Below are 18,534 nucleotides of genomic sequence, written 5' to 3' on the forward strand. Positions count from 1 at the left end.
TCCATCGCGCAGAAAGTTGTCGGCGCAGGTGCTTCGCGGGCGTAGGCGGTGTCTGGCGACCACTATCGCCCGGCGCGAAAGTGGTGACAGCGCTGGGCAAACGCAGGGCGGCCAGCAGTCGTATTCCGGCCGGCCGCCTCAAAGCGCCGGCGTGTTTTTAGCCGCAGCAACTTCTGCGATTCCCAGAGGCCGCGCGATGGCTTGTCCTCCGTTTGACTTTTTTCTGCGCATCCCTCTTGAAACCTGTACTGGCGACTTCAGTTCCGCTTCGGAAGCGCTGGAAGGACGCCTCCGGCGCTCTGTTCAACCTGAATGGAGGTATTCGCTATGTATCGATCTCTCTTCCCGCGGGACATGTTCGCGGAGATGGAGCGCCTGCAACGCGAGATGCAGCAGGCGCTGGAACTGTCCCCCAGCATCCGCGGATTCGGACGCGGAGGATTTCCCGCGCTGAATGTCGGGGGCACGGACCGAACCGTCGAGATCTATGCCTTTGCGCCCGGCGTGGATCCCAACACGCTTGAAATCGATCTTGACCGCGGCGTGCTGACGATCGCAGGCAAGCGCCCCTCGCGCCTCGCCGAGCCGGCCAGCGACGGTAGCGGCACGCAGGCGGCTGTGCACATCAACGAACGCTTCGCTGGGGAGTTCCGTCGCGTTCTGTCGCTGCCGGACGACGCGGACCCCGACGCCGTGACTGCCAGTTACCGCGACGGTGTCGTCCAGATCACCGTGCAGCGGCGTGCCTCGGCCCAGCCGCGTCGAATCACCATTCAATGACGAGAAAGGAGCTCGAAATGAACGATCTTCGCAAACACGATGGGACCTCCTCGGTCGAGCGGCAATCGCCTCAGGGTGCACGGCCGTACACGGATGGCGCACTGATGCCACCGGTGGATGTGATCGAGGACAGCAACGGCATCACGCTGTATGCCGATTTGCCCGGTGTCTCGCGCGACAAGCTGAATCTGCAGGTGGAGGCGGGAACCCTCACGATCGACGCGGAGCTCGACCTGGCCCTGCCGCAGGAGTTGCAGGCCAGTCATACCGAGGTCGCGTTCGGGCGCTTTCATCGCAGCTTCACCTTGAGCCAGGAGCTGAATCCGGAAAAGGTTGCTGCCGAGCTGTCAAACGGTGTCTTGAAGCTGAGCATCCCGAAGGCGGAGCACGCCAAGCCACGGCGCATCGCCGTCCGTGCCGCGTGAGGGACGGGGCGGCGCAAGCCGCCCCGTCGTTCGCTGCAATCTTCACGGCTGTCTGCGCAGGAGCTGATCACGGATCTGCTTGCACAACTCGCCACGCAGCGATGCCGGAATCTTTTCGAAATCGTCGCGAGCACGCGGGCAACCACGCCTAGGCTGACGAAAAGGTTTTGGGTATCGTAGTCAACATGGTCGTCGCCCGCCCCGCACTCGTTGCAGACAATGCGCGTCCCACGCTCGACGTGGCCGTGGTGATGCGGCGCGAACGCATCCACGGAGCCGCGAGCCGGTGGCAGCAGTGGCGGTGGGTGCTCGATAGCGTCTTGCGTGACGAGCCAGGCTTCGGCCGCGGCGTGCGCTTGCTTTCCCGCGACGACGATGCACAGCGCTGGTTGCATCCGGGCTTCCAGGTGAAGCTGTTCCAGGACGATCTCGAGGGCTATTACCTCAACGCCACGGCGCCGGCGCCTTGCTGGTTTGTGTTGTGGCGCATGGACGAGCAGCCGACAGAGGCGGGCGAGCCGATGGCGCGGCCGATCGTGGTCAGCCTGAGTTACCACGATGCCGGCCGATGGCTCGACGCGCAGGAACACGTCGACCAGGTGCGCGCGCCACTGGAAGTGGTTGGTTGGCTCAGCGCCTACATCGATGCGAACTACATTGTCGAGCCGAAGCGGCGCCACCGGCCCCAGAGCTTCAGGCCGCTGGTGGACCGGTTTGGCAACGCGGCCAGCGTATCGACCGAAAAGCGCGCCGGCCGGGGAGCCGGAGATGTCTGACCCCGAAAGCTTCCTGAATCGATGGTCGCGCCGCAAGCAGGCGTCGGCACTGGCGTCCGCCCCTGCTTCGGCTCCGGCCGAGGGGACCGATCCCCACCCCGGTGCCCTGCCGCAACCTCAGGCGGACCGGCAGGAACAAGCGTCGCCACTCACGCTGGCCGACGCCGACTCGCTCACGCTGGCTTCCGACTTCAAGCCCTTTCTCGCGCCCAACGTCGCGCCGGAAGTCAAGAACGCTGCGTTCAGGAAGCTCTTCGCAGATCCGCACTTCAACGTGATGGATCGCCTGGACATCTACATCGACGATTACTCGAACCCGGCGCCGCTGCTGCCGAGCACGCTGCGCCAGATGGCGAGCGCGAAATTCATGAACTTGTTCGAAGAGGAAGAGGAAATCAAAGAGAAGGAAAGCGCAGCGCCAGCCGGCGCCAGCGCATCCGAGACCCAGGCCAGCCAGCCCGTCGACGCTCCGGAGAATGCCGCAGCGACACCCGCCAGCCAACCTCACGATGACACGCAAAACGCTGATCTGCGACTGCAACCAGACGATGCCGCTCGAGCCGAAGACGCTCGGCGTGGCGCTGGCTGAACCGCTCACCCTCCATTCAGGCCTTTGTCGACGCGAGGCCCCCGCGTTCCTGCGGGCGCTGGCCGACGCCGATCAGGTCGTCGTAGCGTGCACGCAGGAAAAGCGCCTGTTCACCGAATTGGCCGAACAGACGCCCGATGCGTCCGCGACAGGCGCGGTCGTGCGCTTCGTCAACATCCGCGAGACGGGCGGCTGGAGCCGAGACGCTCGCAGCGCGATGCCGAAGATCGCCGCGCTGCTCGCCGCGGCCCACTTGCCGGAACCCGAGCCGGTGCCGACCGTCACCTATGCAAGCCAGGGGCGATTGCTGATCGTCGGGCCGCTCGACCAGGCCGAACGTGCCGCCGCACTCGTCGGCGACGCGCTGGCCGTCACCCTCTTTTCGCAAGGGCCCGGCAGCGACGGCGGGATGCAGGAGCGACGCCATCCGGTGATCGCCGGCCGCATCGACTCGCTGACCGGTTGGCTGGGCGCCTTCAGGTTGGCCTGGACGCGTGACAACCCGATCGACCTGGATCTGTGCACGCGCTGCAATGCCTGCGTGAGGGCCTGCCCGGAGCAGGCTATCGGGCTCGATTATCAGATCGACGCCAGTCGATGCACTTCACACCGCGACTGCGAGCGCGCCTGCGGCACGGCGGGCGCGATCCGCTTTGACCGGCCTGCCGAGACGCTCGATGCCGCGTTCGACCTGGTGCTCGACCTCGGCGCGAATCCACTGATCGACTGGCATGCGCCGCCGCAGGGCTATTTCAGGTTGCCGGGTGGACTGGCAAATACCGAAGGGCTGCAAACCCTGCTGCGCCTGCGCGAACTGGTCGGCGAATTCGACAAGCCGAAGTTCTTTGACTACAAGCAGAAGCTCTGCGCGCACAGCCGCAACGAAGTGGTCGGCTGCAACGCCTGCGTCGAGGTGTGCTCGGCCCACGCGATCACCAGCGACAAGGCGCGCCAGCGCGTCGTCGTCAACCCCAACCTTTGCGTGGGCTGCGGCGCCTGCACCACCGTGTGCCCGACCGGCGCGCTCGGCTACACCTATCCCCGTGCGCCCGACCAGGGCACGAAAATGCGCACCCTGCTGTCGGCCTACCGCCAGGCGGGCGGCCGCGATGCGGTGCTGATGCTGCATGGCGAGGAAGCCGGGCAGGCGCTGGTCGGCGAACTTGGGCGCGCCGCGCAATTGGGACGTGCGCATGGCGTGCCGGCCAATGTGCTGCCGCTCGCGCTGATGCACGTCGCAAGTGCCGGCATCGACCTATGGCTGAGCGCCCTCGCCTTTGGCGCCTCGCAAGTCGTGGTGCTGGCAGTGGGTGACGAAGCGCCGCAATACCTCGCGGCCCTGCGGCAGCAGATGCATGTTGCCCAAACGCTGCTTCGGGGACTTGGCTACCAGGGCACCCACTTCGCGCTGATTGAAGCTGCAACGCCGGCCCGGCTCGATGACGCCCTGGCTGGGCTTCGCACCACGCGCCAGACGCTGCCGTCCCAGGTTGCCCGCTTTGCCGTCGTGGCCGAGAAACGCACCACGCTGGAGCTGGTGCTCGACCACCTGATCGACCACGCGCCGGCGCTGAAGTCGGCCCCCGACGGACTGCCCATTGCGTTGCCGGCCGGCGCGCCGTTCGGCGCCATCACGGTCGACAAGGACGCCTGCACGCTGTGCCTGGCCTGCGTCGGCGCCTGCCCGGCCGGCGCCTTGCTGGACAACCCGAGTGCGCCGCAACTGCGCTTCGTCGAGAAGAACTGCGTGCAGTGCGGTCTCTGCGAAACCACCTGCCCCGAAAACGCGATCGCGTTGGTGCCACGCCTGCTGGCCGCACCGCAACGCCGGCAGCAGGTCGTGCTGAACGAGGCCCCGCCGTGGTCCTGCGTGCGCTGCGGCAAACCCTTCGGCACGCAGAAGGCGATCGAGGCCATGCTGGGCCGGCTGGCGGGCCATTCGATGTTCCAGGGCGAGGCGCTGGAGCGACTGAAGATGTGCAGCGACTGCCGGGTCATCGACTTGTACAGCGCGAACAACGAAGTGAAGATCACCGACCTATGAGTGATGTTTCCGTTGCGTCGGTTTCGTCCGCGCTCGACGAGGAAATCGCGCGCGCCGAACTGTATGGCGTACTCGCCCGCATGTGGTACGCGCCGCCCGATGCCGGCCTCCTCGACGCGCTGGGGGTCGCCGTGACCGAGGCACCGTTCGCCGGCGGTTTCCTCGAAGAGCCGTGGCGTGCGCTCGTCGGTGCGGCGCGCGGCATGACGCCGGCCAGCGCACGTGCCGAGTACGACGCGCTTTTCGGTGGAATAGGAAAGCCGGCCGTGCTGCTCTACGGGTCGCACTACCTCAGCGGCTTTCTCAACGACAAGCCGCTGGCCGCGCTGCGCGGCGATCTCGCCCGCCTGGGCCTGGTGCGCGACGAGGCATTGGGCGAGACGGAGGACCACATCGCCTGCCTCTGCGAAGTCATGCGCTACCTGATCGCCGGCGACGACGTCGCCGTGGCCAACCTCAAGGAGCAGCAGGTCTTCTTTGGGCGGCATCTGCAATCCTGGGTGCCTGCCATGTGCGAAGCCGTCCTGCAGCAGCCGGGCGCAATGCTGTACGCGGCGCTGGCGCGTTTCACCCAGGCGTTCATCGGCGTCGAGGCGCAGGGCTTCGACATGTTGGAGGGCGGATCGTGAAAAAGAACTGGCTGGAAGGCAGCGTCACCTAAGGGTCTCGACTAGTACCCAGAACGGTACAAACGGGTACAAATTTGTTTCTGCGAGTTAGCCACTCCTGGAGGCGATATGCAGGACAGCCATTCCGCCGAAACGTCGAGCCGGGCCTCGCGGAGACGGTTCTTTGCCGGCGCCGCAACCGTCGGCGCCGTGGCCGCGGCGGCCACGCTATTGCATCGAGTCGCCGATGCGCCCGCCCAGGAGAACGCCACGGAGGTGCTCCCGCCGGCCCCCGCCAACGGAGGTGGCTACTCACTCAGCGAGCATGTCAAGCGCTACTACGAGACCGCCTCGACCTGAAGGAGACGCATGTCCATGTTGTTGACACCCAGGAAGAGCGGTCCCGCCGTCGGGGGCGCGGCTATCGCTCCGGCGCTTCCCTTCATCGACAGCCTGCGCCGCGGCCTTGCCAACGCGCTTCCCACGCTGGACCGCCGCGCTTTCCTGCGCCGTTCGGGCATCGGCGTGGGCGTCGGCCTCGCGGCCGGGCAGCTCACGCTGATGCGCAAGGCCGCTGCTGCCGAAGGGCCGGTCTCGAGGGTCGGCGCCGGCAAGGTCGAAGTCAAGCGCACCGTGTGCTCGCATTGCTCGGTCGGCTGTGCGTCGGACGCCGTCGTGGAGAACGGCGTTTGGGTGCGCCAGGAGCCGGTATTCGACTCGCCCATCAACCTCGGCGCGCATTGCGCCAAGGGCGCCGCACTGCGCGAGCATGGCCACGGTGAATATCGCCTGCGCTATCCGATGAAGCTGGTCAACGGCAAGTACGAACGCATCAGCTGGGATACGGCGCTCGAGGAAGTCAGCGCGAAGATCAAGGAACTGCGCCAGGCCAGCGGGCCCGATGCGATCTACTGGATCGGCTCGTCCAAGCACAACAATGAGCAGGCCTACCTGCTGCGCAAGTTCGTGAGCTTCTTCGGCAGCAACAACTGCGACCACCAGGCCCGCATCTGCCACTCGACCACGGTGGCCGGCGTGGCCAACACATGGGGCTACGGCGCCATGACCAATTCGTACAACGACATGCGCAACGCCAAGGTGGCGATGTACATCGGCTCCAACGCGGCCGAGGCGCATCCTGTGAGCATGCTGCACCTGCTGCATGCCAAGGAGCGCGGCTGCAAGGTCGTCGTGGTCGACCCGCGATTCACGCGCACGGCGGCCAAGTCCGACGAATACGTGCGCATCCGCTCGGGTTCGGACATCGCCTTTCTGTTCGGCATCCTGCATCACATCTTCAAGAACGGATGGGAAGACAAGAAGTACCTGGAAGCTCGCGTCTTCGGCATGGACAAGGTGCGTGACGAGGTCATGACCAAATGGACGCCCGACAAGGTCGAGGAAGCCTGCGGCGTGCCCGAGGCAACGGTGCTCAAGGTCGCGACGCTGCTCAACGAGAACCGGCCCGGCACCATCGTCTGGTGCATGGGCCAGACCCAGCACACTATCGGCAATGCGATCGTGCGCGCCTCGTGCATCCTGCAACTGGCGCTCGGCAACATCGGCAGGACCGGTGGCGGCACCAACATCTTCCGTGGCCACGACAACGTGCAGGGCGCGACCGACGTCGGCCCGAACCCCGATTCGCTGCCCTCGTACTACGGGCTAGCAGAAGGGTCGTGGCGACACTTCGCCGCGGCCTGGGGCGTCGACTACGAGTGGATCAAGAAGCAGTTCGCCTCGCCCGCGATGATGACCAAGCCAGGCATCACGCTGTCGCGATGGATCGACGGCGTGCTGGAGAAGAACGAACTCATCGACCAGGACTCGAACCTGCGCGGCGTTGTCTACTGGGGGCACTCACCGAACTCCCAGACGCGCGGGCTCGAAATGAAGCGGGCGATGGACAAGCTCGACTTGCTGGTGGTCATCGACCCCTACCCCTCGGCCACGGCCGCGATGGCGGCCATGCCGGGCGCGCAGGGCCAGGTCAATCCGAACCGCGCGGTGTATCTGCTCCCGGCGTGCACGCAGTTCGAGACCAGCGGCTCCGTCACCGCCTCGAACCGTTCGTTGCAATGGCGCGAGAAAGTGATCGACCCGTTGTGGGAAAGCCGCAGCGACCACATGATCATGTACCAGTTCGCGCAGAAGTTCGGCTTCGCAAACGAACTGGTCAAGAACTACAAGATGCAGAAGGTCAAGGGAATGGACGAGCCCGTGCCCGATGACATCCTGCGCGAAATCAACCGCAGTTGCTGGGCCGCCGGCTACACCGGGCAAAGCCCTGAGCGCCTGCAGGCCCACATGCGCAACATGGCCGCCTTCGACGTGAGCACGCTCAGGGCCAAGGGACCGCTCAAGGACAAGGTCAACGGCTACGACATCGAGGGCGACTACTTCGGTCTGCCGTGGCCTTGCTACGGCACGCCCGAACTCAAGCACCCCGGCTCGCCCAACCTCTACGACACCAGCAAGCACGTGATGGACGGCGGCGGCAACTTCCGCGCGAACTTCGGCGTGGAACGCGACGGCAAGAACCTGCTGGCCGAGGACGGCTCATGTTCGCTGGGCGCCGACATCACCACCGGCTACCCCGAGCTCGACCACGTGCTGCTCAAGAAGCTCGGCTGGTGGGAAGAGCTTACCGAGCCCGAGAAGAAGGCCGCCGAAGGCAAGAACTGGAAGACCGACCCCTCCGGCGGCATGATCCGCGTGTTCATGAAGAACCACGGTTGCCACCCCTTCGGGAATGCCAAGGCGCGGGCCGTCGTCTGGAACTTCCCGGACCCGATCCCGCAGCACCGCGAGCCGCTCTACGGCAACCGCCCGGACCTTGCGGCCAAGTACCCGACGCACAACGACATGGCGACCTTCTGGCGACTGCCCACGCTCTACAAGAGCGTGCAGGACAAGAACATTGCCGACAACCTCGCCCGGAAGTTTCCCTTGGTGCTGACCTCGGGCCGGCTCGTCGAGTACGAAGGCGGTGGTGAAGAGACGCGGTCCAATCCGTGGCTTGCCGAGTTGCAGCAGGAGATGTTCATCGAGATCAACCCGAAGGTCGCGGCCGAGAAGGGCATCCTCAATGGCGCGCGTGCCTGGGTACACACGCCGACGGGCGCAAAGCTGAATGTGCAGGCCCTGGTCACCGAGCGCGTCGGGCCCGACACGGTCTTCATGCCGTTCCACTTCTCCGGCCACTGGCAGGGCGTCGACATGCTGCCCTTCTACCCGAATGGCGCGGCGCCAGTCGTGCGGGGCGAGGCCATCAATACCGGCACCACCTATGGCTACGACAGCGTCACGATGATGCAGGAAACCAAGACCACGGTCTGTAACGTAGAAAAGGCCTGACGACCATGGCACGCATGAAATTCGTCTGCGATTCCGAGCGTTGCATCGAGTGCAACGGTTGCGTCACCGCCTGCAAGAACGAGAACGAAGTGCCGTGGGGCGTGAATCGCCGCCGCGTGGTCACGCTGAACGACGGCGTGCCGGGTGAGAAGTCGATCTCGGTCGCCTGCATGCATTGCTCCGACGCGCCCTGCATGGCGGTGTGCCCGGTGCAATGCTTCTACCGAACGGAAGAAGGCGTGGTGCTGCACGACAAGGATGTCTGCATCGGCTGCGGCTACTGCTCCTATGCGTGCCCCTTCGGCGCACCGCAGTTCCCTTCGCAGGGGAACTTCGGGATGCGCGGCAAGATGGACAAATGCACCTTCTGCGCCGGCGGCCCGGAGGTCAACGGCTCCGAGGCCGAGTTCGAGAAGTACGGCCGCAACCGTCTTGCGGAAGGCAAGCTTCCCGCCTGCGCCGAGATGTGCTCGACCAAGGCATTGCTCGCAGGCGATGGCGATGTCGTGGCGGACATCTTCCGCACGCGCGTCGTGCAGCGCGGCAAGGGGGCGGAGGTGTGGGGCTGGGGCACGGCCTATGGCTCGAAGGTGGCGGGCAATCCGCCGGTCGAGGGGGTCAAGAAGTGAGTCGCGCCGCTGCGTTGCTGGGCCTGGCCGCGCTGGTGGCCATGGCGGGTTGTTCCGAGAAGGTACAGACCAACGCCGAGGGCGTGAAGCACGACGCCGTGCCATGGTCCGGCACCGGCAGCGAATCAGGCAAGGGCACGCCGTTCACCGCGCAGGGATGGCAAGTTGGCGACAAGACGGCTTGGGAGCAGCAGCTCAAGACCCGCCAGCAGAACGGCCAGAACGAATACAACAAACTGAACTGAGCCGAAGACGACATCATGTCCAGAGTGCTCCTTGCCTGTCTCATGTGTCTGGTGTTGAGTAGCGCTGGTCCGGCGACCGCGCAGACCGCGCCATCCCAGGCTGCCGCGCAAACAAGCGGCATCCAGGGCCAGAACATCTTCGAGGTCAAGCCGGAGGCCAGCGCCGATCCGGACTATCTCAAGCAGAGCAACGGCGAGCGCAACAAGGTCCAGCCCGGCAACAACGCGCCGATGTGGCGACAGGTGAGCGGCGGCATCACCGGCTACAGCAGCCTGCCGCTGACTGAGGCGCCCGAGGCCGGCAACCTGATCCAGCGCTTCGTTCAGTACCCTGGCTCGCGCTACACCAATGCCGGCGAAGCCTGGCGGCAGGTACGCAACAACTGGATCATTCCCTACGGCGCGGCACTGCTGTTCGTGACGCTTCTGGCGCTGGTCATCTTCTACTTTGCTCGCGGTCCCATCACCCTGCACAGCCCCGAGACGGGCCGCAAGATCGAACGATTCACACCCTTCGAGCGCGCCACGCACTGGTCGAACGCCATTGCCTTCGTCACTCTGGCCCTGAGCGGCCTCGTGATGGCCTTCGGCAAGTTCTTCCTGTTGCCGGTGATCGGCGCTTCGCTGTTCGGCTGGCTCACCTACGCGCTGAAGAACGTCCACAACTTCGTGGGTCCGCTGTTCGTCGTGACCACGGCGTTCATGATCGTCACGTTCATCCGCAGCAACTGGCCGAGCAAGGACGACCTGCAATGGCTCATGAAGGCGGGCGGCCTTTTCGGGGGCACCGAGCCGCCGTCGCATCGCTTCAACGCCGGCGAGAAGGTGGTGTTCTGGGGTGGCCTGCTGTTCCTGGGCAGCATCGTCATCGGCTCCGGACTGTTCCTCGACAAGCTGCTCCCGGGCGTGGTCTACGTCCGTGGCGACATGCAGGTCGCCCACATGATCCATGCGGTGGCCACGCTGCTGATGATGGCCCTGATCATGGGCCACATCTACATCGGCACGCTCGGCATGAAGGGCGCCTACAAGGCAATGCGCGAGGGTGATGTGGACGAGACCTGGGCACGTGAGCACCACAAGCTTTGGTATGACGACATCGTCGCGGGCAAGATTCCTGCGCAGCGTTCCGCCGTTCAGCCAGCGGCGCGCCGGGCGGGCGCGGGAGGGATCAGCACATGAAGCATCCGATCGAAGGCCTGTGCGCGCTGTTGATCCTGAGCGGGTTCGCATCGACCGCTACGGCCAAGCTGCCGGTACCTCCCGCCACGCCCGAGGCACAGGCCAAGGCGGCCGAGACGGCAGCCCGCACCGCCTGGGCGGGCAAGACTGATGCCTATAAGCTGTGCATTGCACAGGACCAGGTGGCCGCAAAGTACCGCGCCAGCGCATCGGCCGCTGGCAAGGCTGCGCAGGCTGCGACCGCCACGCCGCCTTGCACCGACCCCGGCCCCTTCGTCTACGCCGCGGCCGAGCCGGCCAAGCCCATCGAGGCTTCGGGCGCTCATTCGCCGGCAGCCACCGCCGTTTCGCCTCCAAGCACGGCCGCGCCGGCTGCTGCGACAAACCCGACGCCCAAGCAGAAGTGAGAGAGCGAAGCGTGGAGCATGCGGGCCAGCAGACGCAACTCGCGCAGCGCGTCCACGTTACCGACCGGCCGGAAACAGCTCGGATCACTTCGTCGGCGCGCACGACGAACGCCTGGGAAACATGCAGTCCGAACGCCTTCGCCGTCTTCCGGTTGATGATGAATTCGAATCGCGTGGGCTGTTCGACCGGAAGGTCGGCTGGCTTGGCACCTTGGAAATCCGGTCCACGTAGGCGGCAATGACATAGGCCGATTTGCGGAATTTGCCGGTCAAATGCCAACGGATCCCAGGGCCCGGGAGTAGCACTGAATGTCTGCTATGTAGCAGCTGCACGAAACTGCCTCGAGCCCCGGCCTGTCAAGAATCGTCATCTCGCCGCGCTTGTACGAAATGAGACCCTCACGCTGAAGCAGAGTCGCTGCTTCCGAGATTCCGGTGCGGCGCGCGCCAAGCATGTAAGCCAGGAATTCCTGTGTCACGCTGAACTCATCGGAATGCGCCCTGTCGTGACTCATCAAGAGCCACCTCGCAAGGCGGGGTGCCACCTGATGAAAGCGTACACAGGAGAGCGATGTCGTGAGCTGCGAATTGAGCACATAAAGGTACCGGTCCATCATCTGCTTGAGCGCCCTGCAGCTGTCCAGTTCTGCCCGGAATGTCTTGATCGGGATCCGCAGCGCCGACCCCGCGCCCTGGACCAGGGCTCGGACCGGCGCTTCCACGACACCAAGCACAACCTGCGTGCCGACCATGCCCTCCGTGCCCACCATGCCAACCTCGAGGCTCGGGTTGCCTTCGCTTGAACTCACGAGCGACACAAACCCGCTGGTCGGAAAGTAGACGTACCCGGGATTTTCCCCCACGTTGACCAGCACCACGGACAGGTCCAGCGGCACGGCCGTCGCCAGCAGCATCAATCGCTTTCTGTCGCGTGCCGGCAAGCCGGCAAGAAGATGATTTCCGATTGTGGCCAAGCCATTGCTCCAAAGTTGGTCCTCCATTGGCGGAGGCACGCTTCAGTGACGTGTTGGCTGGCTACCGTTGGATGGAGATTCAGTATGCGCTATTTGCCGGAACCCAGCCCTGGCAGCAATCGCTCGTATTCCTTCTTGACGACCTGGTAGCACTCGCAGGTACGCCTTTCAAGTCCGACACGGTCCAGCACCGCAATCCGCCCTCGCGAGTAGCGAATCAGGCCGGCGGCCTGCAGTTGCGACGCAGCGTGGGTTACTCCGGTTCGACGCACGCCCAACATGCTGGCAATCAGTTCCTGGGTCATCACCAGTTCGTCACCTTCAAGCCGATCAAGGCTCAAGAGCAGCCAGCGGCAAAGCTGCTGATCCAGCGAATGATGGCGGTTGCACACCGCTGTCTGGGACATCTGGCTGATGAGGGCCTGGGTGTAGCAAAGCAGCAGGCGCAAAACCGCCCCTCCTCTACTGAACTCGGCGTTCAACGCATGCGCGCCAAGCCGGTATCCCTTGCCCGAACTTTGCACGACTGCCCGATTGGGCGTCGAGTTGCCGCCCATGAAGAGCGAAACGCCGACCAATCCCTCTCTGCCGACTACGGCAATCTCGGCCGACGCGCCGTTCTCGAGGACATATAGCAGCGAGACGATCGCCGTCGTCGGAAAATACACGTGCCGCAATGTTGAATCAGATTCGAAGACGACGTGCCCGAGGGGCAGGTCAACCGGTTCCAGGTCTGGCAGCCAACGCTCGAGTTCCGCCACCGGCAATGCCGAGAGCAGGTAGTTCCCTTTGACATCCAATGCTGTCGCCATCTTTACCGCTCACCCAGACTCGTGGAGCGCCCAAGACATCGACGCCACCATGGGCAAAAGTATAAGAAGCGTCACTCGTGGGTCTGTCCGGCAGCGGACATAGATATTTTGGCAACGATGTCTTCCTCGGCTTCATCCAGCGACGTGGTGGCCTGATCGGAATTAGAGGCGTGAATGGGACTGCCAGCAACGGCATCGCCGCTCGCGCGCCTGCGGATGGCTTCAACGGCAGCCTCACGCCCGCAGCTTGCGGGACCGTCTTAATCGCTCGCCTTGCCTTGGGACGCGAAAAGTTCGGCATATGTCCGGTCGCGGACGTTGGGAAGCGGGCCGATGCGCTAAGGTAATCTCACCGGCGCTCCGGCGCGGTCATTTTTGGAGCAGCAAAAATGCGTGCGAACGATCAACGACATTCTGATTGGCGCTGGCACCGCGAAGGCGACCATGCCGCTTCACAACCCTCGTTGCCGCAGCAGTTGCCGGACGATGCGACTCGGACGCCCGTGATGTCGGATTCATGGGATAAGTTCGGCTTGACCAGCCAGGAGCGCGCCGCCGTGCGCAATATCTACGTGCTGTTCGAGTCCACGCAGACTGGTGGGATGCGCCGTGGTCCGGATCCACCGCCCGATCTTCAAGCATTGCGCTTCCATGCGCACCCGGCGGATGGATTGGACAATGACTCTCCTGACCCTGACCCTCCACTGTCCTCAGGTCGATTGTGGATTCGCGCTGTTTGCCTTCTGATTGTGGCGGCCGCTGTGTTGACAGGCTGGGTCTGGCTGGTGCGAGTCTTGTTGGCGCCATGACTTCGCGTGCGGGAGCACCGTTCCTCGGGTATCTTGGAGCGATTGCATGCGTCCTGCCCTGCTGAAAAGCGGCGATGCGTGTGATCAGTGCCGGGCTGATGGCCTTGGATGTTGGCCGCGTGCGAAGGCAATTCAAATCGAACGCCATCCTCGTCGGGTTGTGCGGGTTCCCAGATCTTCTACGCTGCCTCGAAGGCTTTTTGCTTGTAGGCCTGATCGAACACCGCGGCATCCTTTCGCACTTGAGCTGCGCAGTCCTCGGACAGCGCGGTCAGCACGGGACGCCAGTCGGCAGCACCGCCGAACTCGATCAGTCGATCGGCCACCACCGAACCCGAGCGCCCTGAGCTGCGAAGCTGGGACCAGGCCACGATACGCCCCATCGTCTGCAACAACTGCTCGATGTGTGCGGGGGACTGTTTTGAAGGGTCGAGCTTGACGCTGTCCTCCGTGGGCTGCAGTTCGCGCAGCACGTAAGGATCCGTGCCAACGGGCACAGGACGCAGGTAGGCCGCTGAAATCGCCTGCATGCGCCGTTGCAATTCGACAATGCGCGCGGCCTCGGTGGTCCATCGGGGTTGCGCGATCTGAAGGTGACTGACCAAGGAAGAACGCGTCGATTGCTTCAGGTCAAGCAAGTAATTGCCATCAGGCGATCCCTTGCCTTCCACCAGGACCGCAAAGCGACCGAGGCCAAGGCTGCCGGTGCCTGCGATACGGCGCGCAACATCGCGTACCTGATAGAACCCGGGCGTCTCTTGTGTCTTGGCAAAGTCTGCAATCGCAGCCTCCACGCGTCCGCGGTCTTCATTTGACACCGCCAGCATCTTCTTCTTGTCCCACTTGCCATCTTCCTCATCGATACGCAGGGTGCGAAGACCGTTCCGAGTCCTGGTTCGGTCATCGAGGAATTTCACACGCGGGCGCGTCTGCAATGCGTCAAAGAGATCCTTTACCAGCCCATTGGCGGTATCGCGTTCCACCCAGAGCGCCTTGCCCTTCGCCAATGCCGACGCGTAGGCGTCTACGAACGCCGTGCAGAGGCGCGCGGCGACCGATCGATCCATTCCCTTGTCTTCTGCACCAAGCCGGATGCTTGTCATCATCCGCACCAGGTCCCAGGTCGCGGGCGCAAGCGCCGCTTCCTCGAAGTCATTGATGTCGAAATAGATCAGCCGGTTGTCGCCCTTGTAGCTGCCGTAGTTTTCAAGATGGAGATCGCCGCAACTCCACACTGCCGGGGCCGTTTGGAAGATCGAATGCGTTGGAAGGCGCTCGTAGAAAAGGTGGCAGGTGCCACGCAGGAAGACAAAGGGACTTCCACACATCTTCCTGTACTTGATCTGCAGCCGTTCTTGTTCACGACCGGCATTGGCTGCCCGAATGCTGCTGACGACGTCCATGTCGTTCCCCTCGTTCGAACAAGAAGTGCAATAAGGAGGTTGGCCAATGCGATCTTAGGCTTGCACAACTGTGCGCGCCTCCCTCACGCCGAGGATGTGGCGGTTATTGCATGCGCAGAGAACCTTGTCGTGGTGGATCTCTCAATGACAGAAGAGTCAGGCCTCGTGTCGTCCAGCACTTCAGACACGAGGGCCCCGAACTGCCGATAGTGCTGCTGACGACCTATGGCGGATGAAATTCTCGCTGTCGCGCTTCCCTCATGGGCGCGAACGTCATTTCGGCGAAGTTGCTGCTTTCCGCTTCATGGAGTCGCGAAGTGCCCCATCGGCTTGCGACTGCCCTCCGGGTAGGCGAAGGCGTCAGCAGCTTCCGGAGTGACGCGCACGGCGGTCGATTCAACGGTGCGGATCAACAAGATCTTGTCGGCGCGGTGATACGTGAGATTGCCTGCCTTGCGGTAGACATTGAGGTCGCTCCAGGCGCCGCCCAGGAGCGGATGGAAGGTGAATAAGTCGCCAGGAAGAAGGTCGCGGAATTGCATGGATTGAACTCGAAACACGGGTTTACCCTATGCGGCCAATCATATGATTTCTCATGCAAATGAAATGTCATGAGCGCGACAACGGACAAGGGAAATGCCGTGGCGCCGGTCAGGGCGACGACCCCGGGCCAGTGCGCTCCGGCCCTGCGGTCCCCCGCGGCGGGTCGATCGCCGGGGGCGAGTCCTTGGGAGTCGCGGTCGACGAGGTCTCGCGCTCGGGAGGCCCCTCCCCGGCATCGGCGCGCGCCGCGCGTTGTGCCTTTGCAGCGGCCGCGCTGCTCGGATGAGGTGCCAAAGGCGGGTCGCTGGAAGTAGCAGCCGCGGGAGCGCCGGGCGGAGGCGAACTCTTCAGGATTTCGGCGGGTTGCGTTCGTTGCGCCGGGTCCGCTGGCAACTGCGCAAACGCAGGTACCGAAATCATGGCAAGACAAGCCAGACGGTGCCACCACGATGCAACAACTTGCCGGGCGCGTCCCTCGCGCCGCGCACATGGATGAATCGAGATCTTGTTCATCATGAATCCCTGGGAGACCCCAATTTGCTAGCAGCGTAGTGCGAGCCATCGGTAGCGGGCGTGAGCGCGGATCTTGAACACGCGTAGGCAAAGCCGGATGCGACAACATGGGGAGTCGTTGCCCGGGGTTTGCGCACTGCGAAGGCATCCCTGGCCTCGCCGGGTGAATAGATCCCGGACTTGCCGGGGTGGGCCGCGAGATCCGGACGCAGCGCCTGTCCGACGCGGGTGCCTTCCGTGCCGGTCAGCGCCGTCGATTCGAAGCGTTCCACGCGGTCCGGCAAGCTGGCGCAGGCCGATATCAGCCAAGCCACCACGATGGCAAGCGGACGCATGGCTGGCATGGACAGGCCTTCGTCGAAAAATGGCTCGGCGGGGCCATCCAAGGACCGCTCGCTTTTTTCGGCCCGCCTGTCGTCGCAAGGCGCAGGGCAGTGCCTGATGAAGCTCATCCGAGTCGATGGTGCGTACCACGGATGCGAGCCTACGGTGTATGGTCGCGATTCGCGGCGCCAGGCGGCGCTGCCTTGCCGAAGGGTTCCATCATGCCGGTGCGAAATCTCGTCCGCTCCCTTGCCGCGGCCCTTGCAGCCACTTGCATCGCTTGGTCGCCGGCATCCGCTGCGACACCTGCTGCCCCGGCATTGCGCGCGACCTACGAGAAGCTCGCGCCCGACCTGGCGAACAGCCCGCTCGGGCGACCGATGGTCCTGAAGTCCGCCGAAACGGGGGCCGGCCTGAAGGGCGAGGTCTACGGCGTGCTGGACCATCCGCTGTCCGAATTCCGCGCCAACCTGGTCAAGCCGACGCGCTGGTGCGAGATGCTGATGCTCCACGTCAACAACCGGGCCTGTCGAGTCGACGAGGCCAGGAAGACGCTGACTCTCAGCGTGGTCAGGCGCTACGACATTCCGGTCGAGGAGGCGTTCGAGCTGACCTTTCAAGTCCGCGTCAACGCCACGCCCGACCACTTCGACGCGAAGCTGAGTTCCGGCAAGGGTCCCTTCGGAACGCGCAACTACCTGATTTCGGTCGAGGGCATCCCGCTGGACGGCGGCAAGTCCTTCGTCCACTTCAGCTACACCTACGAACAGGGTTCCGCAACGCGCGTCGCGACGAAGACCTACCTGAGCACCCTCGGCCGGGACAAGGTCGGCTTCACGGTCGTCGGGAAGGAGCCCAACGGCGACCCGAAGCTGATCGGCGACATGCTGGGCCTGGTTGAACGCAACGCCATGCGCTACTTCCTGGCCCTGGATGCGTATCTAGGGGCGCCGAACAATTTCGAGAAGCGGCTGACGCTGTGGTACGCCGCGACGCAAAAGTACCCGCGCCAGTTGAGTGATCTCAGCGAGGCCGACTACCTCAAGTTCAAGCGCATGGATCGCGCGCGCCAGGGCAAGGCGCACCCCTGAGGGTGCGGCACCGCGCGGCGCCGAAGTTGCGCATGGCGCTGCGTCAAGACGCGAAGTCGTAGCCCATCGCATTGCCAGACTGCTGCGTGGCGCTGTTCACGTAGGTCGGCGGCGGAGGATCGCAGGGTTGCTCACCGCCGCCGTGCCGTGCTTGCCGTAGTAGTTCGTTGGATGCTTTTCATCTCAGTTTTCCACCACGCTGTCGCGTGACCCGACGCGACGCCTGAAACCGGCGACGTCAAATGCCAGTGATACCGCGGAACCGGCTTTGCCGGGCCGCTGGTATCGCCCCCTTGAGGGGGAGGCGCCGCAGGCGCATCGGGGGTGTTTCATCCCCACCGGCATGAAATGCGAAATGCATGTCGCAACTCGCGAAGCGCCACATCCTCGCATTGCCTACAGTTCCATCAGCGAAAGCGCTTCTGAAGCCCGCCGGGCCCGCGCCCTCACCTTCCACGCACAACGAGACATCATGAACTCCATCGACGCTTCGATCTTCCCGGAAAGCAAGCCAAAGCCCGCCATCACCTGCGCACCCTACGGCCCTGAATGGGAGCCCGAGGGTTTCCCGGACCGGGACATCCCGGTCACGAGGGACGCCTACGTCGTGGGTTTGCGCGGGCTGTTCGCCTCCGCGCACCGTGATCTTTGCCGCGCGGCCCTGGCTGCGAATCGGCGCTGAGCGCCGAACTACCAACAACCACTTTGTAAAGACATCATGGCAAACAAGATTTTTTCCTCCGCCGATGCGGCGCTGAAGGGCATCGTGGCCGACGGCCAGTCCCTCGCGGTCGGCGGCTTCGGCGTCTGTGGCATTCCCGAGGCGCTGATCGACGCGCTGCATGACTCGGGTGTCAAGAACCTGACCTGCATCTCGAACAACGCGGGTGTCGACGGCTTCGGCCTCGGCAAGCTGCTCGAGACGCGGCAGATCAAGAAGATGGTCGCCAGCTACGTCGGCGAGAACAAGGAGTTCGAGCGCCAGTACCTCGCGGGCGAACTCGAACTGGAGTTCACGCCGCA

21 protein-coding genes are annotated in these 18,534 nt (G+C 64.2%); 16 read left to right on the top strand and 5 right to left on the bottom strand.

All coding sequences use genetic code 11. The features are described from left to right. The first annotated feature begins 327 nt into the window (after window positions 1-327). The 12 genes from WKW80_RS17235 (at window position 328) to WKW80_RS17290 (ending at window position 11,042) form a co-directional block, all read left to right on the top strand. Entirely contained in the window at window positions 328-780 is a 453-nt protein-coding gene (locus WKW80_RS17235; RefSeq protein ID WP_340364786.1) for an Hsp20/alpha crystallin family protein, read from the top strand. Between the two features lie 17 nt (window positions 781-797). After that, window positions 798-1,205 (top strand): Hsp20/alpha crystallin family protein, encoded by a 408-nt coding sequence (locus WKW80_RS17240; protein WP_340364787.1) that lies wholly within the window; start codon window positions 798-800, stop codon window positions 1,203-1,205. Between the two features lie 185 nt (window positions 1,206-1,390). Further along, window positions 1,391-1,981: a DUF3305 domain-containing protein gene (locus WKW80_RS17245; RefSeq protein WP_340364788.1), complete on the top strand. Its 591-nt coding sequence runs from the start codon at window positions 1,391-1,393 to the stop codon at window positions 1,979-1,981. Continuing rightward, window positions 1,974-2,570, top strand: coding sequence for a DUF3306 domain-containing protein (locus WKW80_RS17250; RefSeq protein WP_340364789.1), 597 nt, complete (start codon window positions 1,974-1,976; stop codon window positions 2,568-2,570). The genes WKW80_RS17245 and WKW80_RS17250 overlap by 8 nt, the downstream gene beginning before the upstream one ends. Further along, window positions 2,530-4,614 (top strand): 4Fe-4S dicluster domain-containing protein, encoded by a 2,085-nt coding sequence (locus tag WKW80_RS17255; protein WP_340364815.1) that lies wholly within the window; start codon window positions 2,530-2,532, stop codon window positions 4,612-4,614. Before WKW80_RS17250 ends, WKW80_RS17255 begins: the two co-directional genes overlap by 41 nt. Next, window positions 4,611-5,243: a TorD/DmsD family molecular chaperone gene (locus WKW80_RS17260; RefSeq protein ID WP_340364790.1), complete on the top strand. Its 633-nt coding sequence runs from the start codon at window positions 4,611-4,613 to the stop codon at window positions 5,241-5,243. Before WKW80_RS17255 ends, WKW80_RS17260 begins: the two co-directional genes overlap by 4 nt. A 108-nt stretch (window positions 5,244-5,351) precedes the next feature. Then, window positions 5,352-5,582: a formate dehydrogenase gene (locus tag WKW80_RS17265; protein WP_340364791.1), complete on the top strand. Its 231-nt coding sequence runs from the start codon at window positions 5,352-5,354 to the stop codon at window positions 5,580-5,582. A 15-nt stretch (window positions 5,583-5,597) separates the two neighbouring features. Next, window positions 5,598-8,579, top strand: coding sequence for a formate dehydrogenase subunit alpha (locus WKW80_RS17270; protein WP_340364816.1), 2,982 nt, complete (start codon window positions 5,598-5,600; stop codon window positions 8,577-8,579). 5 nt (window positions 8,580-8,584) lie between these two features. Then, window positions 8,585-9,208, top strand: coding sequence for a formate dehydrogenase FDH3 subunit beta (gene fdh3B / locus WKW80_RS17275; RefSeq protein WP_340364792.1), 624 nt, complete (start codon window positions 8,585-8,587; stop codon window positions 9,206-9,208). Then, a complete protein-coding gene (locus WKW80_RS17280; RefSeq protein WP_340364793.1) occupies window positions 9,205-9,453 on the top strand; it encodes a hypothetical protein in 249 nt (82 codons plus the stop codon). Before fdh3B ends, WKW80_RS17280 begins: the two co-directional genes overlap by 4 nt. 15 nt (window positions 9,454-9,468) lie before the next feature. Further along, window positions 9,469-10,635, top strand: coding sequence for a formate dehydrogenase subunit gamma (locus WKW80_RS17285; RefSeq protein WP_340364794.1), 1,167 nt, complete (start codon window positions 9,469-9,471; stop codon window positions 10,633-10,635). Then, window positions 10,632-11,042 carry a hypothetical protein gene (locus tag WKW80_RS17290; protein WP_340364795.1) on the top strand — a complete coding sequence of 137 codons (411 nt, stop codon included), beginning with the start codon at window positions 10,632-10,634 and terminating at the stop codon, window positions 11,040-11,042. The genes WKW80_RS17285 and WKW80_RS17290 overlap by 4 nt, the downstream gene beginning before the upstream one ends. Window positions 11,043-11,311: 269 nt before the next feature. Here WKW80_RS17290 and WKW80_RS17295 read toward each other — a convergent pair whose 3' ends face one another. After that, a complete protein-coding gene (locus tag WKW80_RS17295; RefSeq protein WP_340364796.1) occupies window positions 11,312-12,016 on the bottom strand; it encodes a Crp/Fnr family transcriptional regulator in 705 nt (234 codons plus the stop codon). 89 nt (window positions 12,017-12,105) lie between these two features. Further along, the gene (locus tag WKW80_RS17300; RefSeq protein ID WP_340364797.1) at window positions 12,106-12,828 is read right to left on the bottom strand and encodes a Crp/Fnr family transcriptional regulator; all 723 of its coding nucleotides are present in this window, start codon (window positions 12,826-12,828) and stop codon (window positions 12,106-12,108) included. A 389-nt stretch (window positions 12,829-13,217) separates the two neighbouring features. Between WKW80_RS17300 and WKW80_RS17305 the strand changes: the two genes are divergently transcribed. After that, entirely contained in the window at window positions 13,218-13,637 is a 420-nt protein-coding gene (locus WKW80_RS17305) for a hypothetical protein (RefSeq protein WP_340364798.1), read from the top strand. A 179-nt stretch (window positions 13,638-13,816) separates the two neighbouring features. On the opposite strand, the gene WKW80_RS17310 is transcribed toward WKW80_RS17305, so the two are convergent. From WKW80_RS17310 to WKW80_RS17320, 3 genes are all read right to left on the bottom strand, one after another. Then, window positions 13,817-15,040 carry a DUF2252 domain-containing protein gene (locus WKW80_RS17310; protein WP_340364799.1) on the bottom strand — a complete coding sequence of 408 codons (1,224 nt, stop codon included), beginning with the start codon at window positions 15,038-15,040 and terminating at the stop codon, window positions 13,817-13,819. Between the two features lie 302 nt (window positions 15,041-15,342). Next, a complete protein-coding gene (locus tag WKW80_RS17315) occupies window positions 15,343-15,582 on the bottom strand; it encodes a hypothetical protein (protein WP_340364800.1) in 240 nt (79 codons plus the stop codon). A 513-nt stretch (window positions 15,583-16,095) separates the two neighbouring features. Beyond that, window positions 16,096-16,548: a hypothetical protein gene (locus WKW80_RS17320; RefSeq protein WP_340364801.1), complete on the bottom strand. Its 453-nt coding sequence runs from the start codon at window positions 16,546-16,548 to the stop codon at window positions 16,096-16,098. A gap of 93 nt (window positions 16,549-16,641) precedes the next feature. Here WKW80_RS17320 and WKW80_RS17325 point away from each other — a divergent pair, with 93 nt between their 5' ends. The 3 genes from WKW80_RS17325 to WKW80_RS17335 form a co-directional block, all read left to right on the top strand. Continuing rightward, entirely contained in the window at window positions 16,642-17,511 is an 870-nt protein-coding gene (locus WKW80_RS17325) for a hypothetical protein (protein ID WP_340364802.1), read from the top strand. 472 nt (window positions 17,512-17,983) lie between these two features. Then, entirely contained in the window at window positions 17,984-18,193 is a 210-nt protein-coding gene (locus WKW80_RS17330) for a hypothetical protein (RefSeq protein WP_340364803.1), read from the top strand. Window positions 18,194-18,229: 36 nt separating this feature from the next. Next, window positions 18,230-18,534, top strand: a 305-nt coding sequence (locus WKW80_RS17335; RefSeq protein ID WP_340364804.1) for a CoA transferase subunit A, incomplete at its 3' end; no start/stop codon positions are given.

The organism is Variovorax humicola (genome assembly GCF_037889915.1).
In the GTDB taxonomy this organism is placed as follows: domain Bacteria; phylum Pseudomonadota; class Gammaproteobacteria; order Burkholderiales; family Burkholderiaceae_C; genus Variovorax; species Variovorax humicola.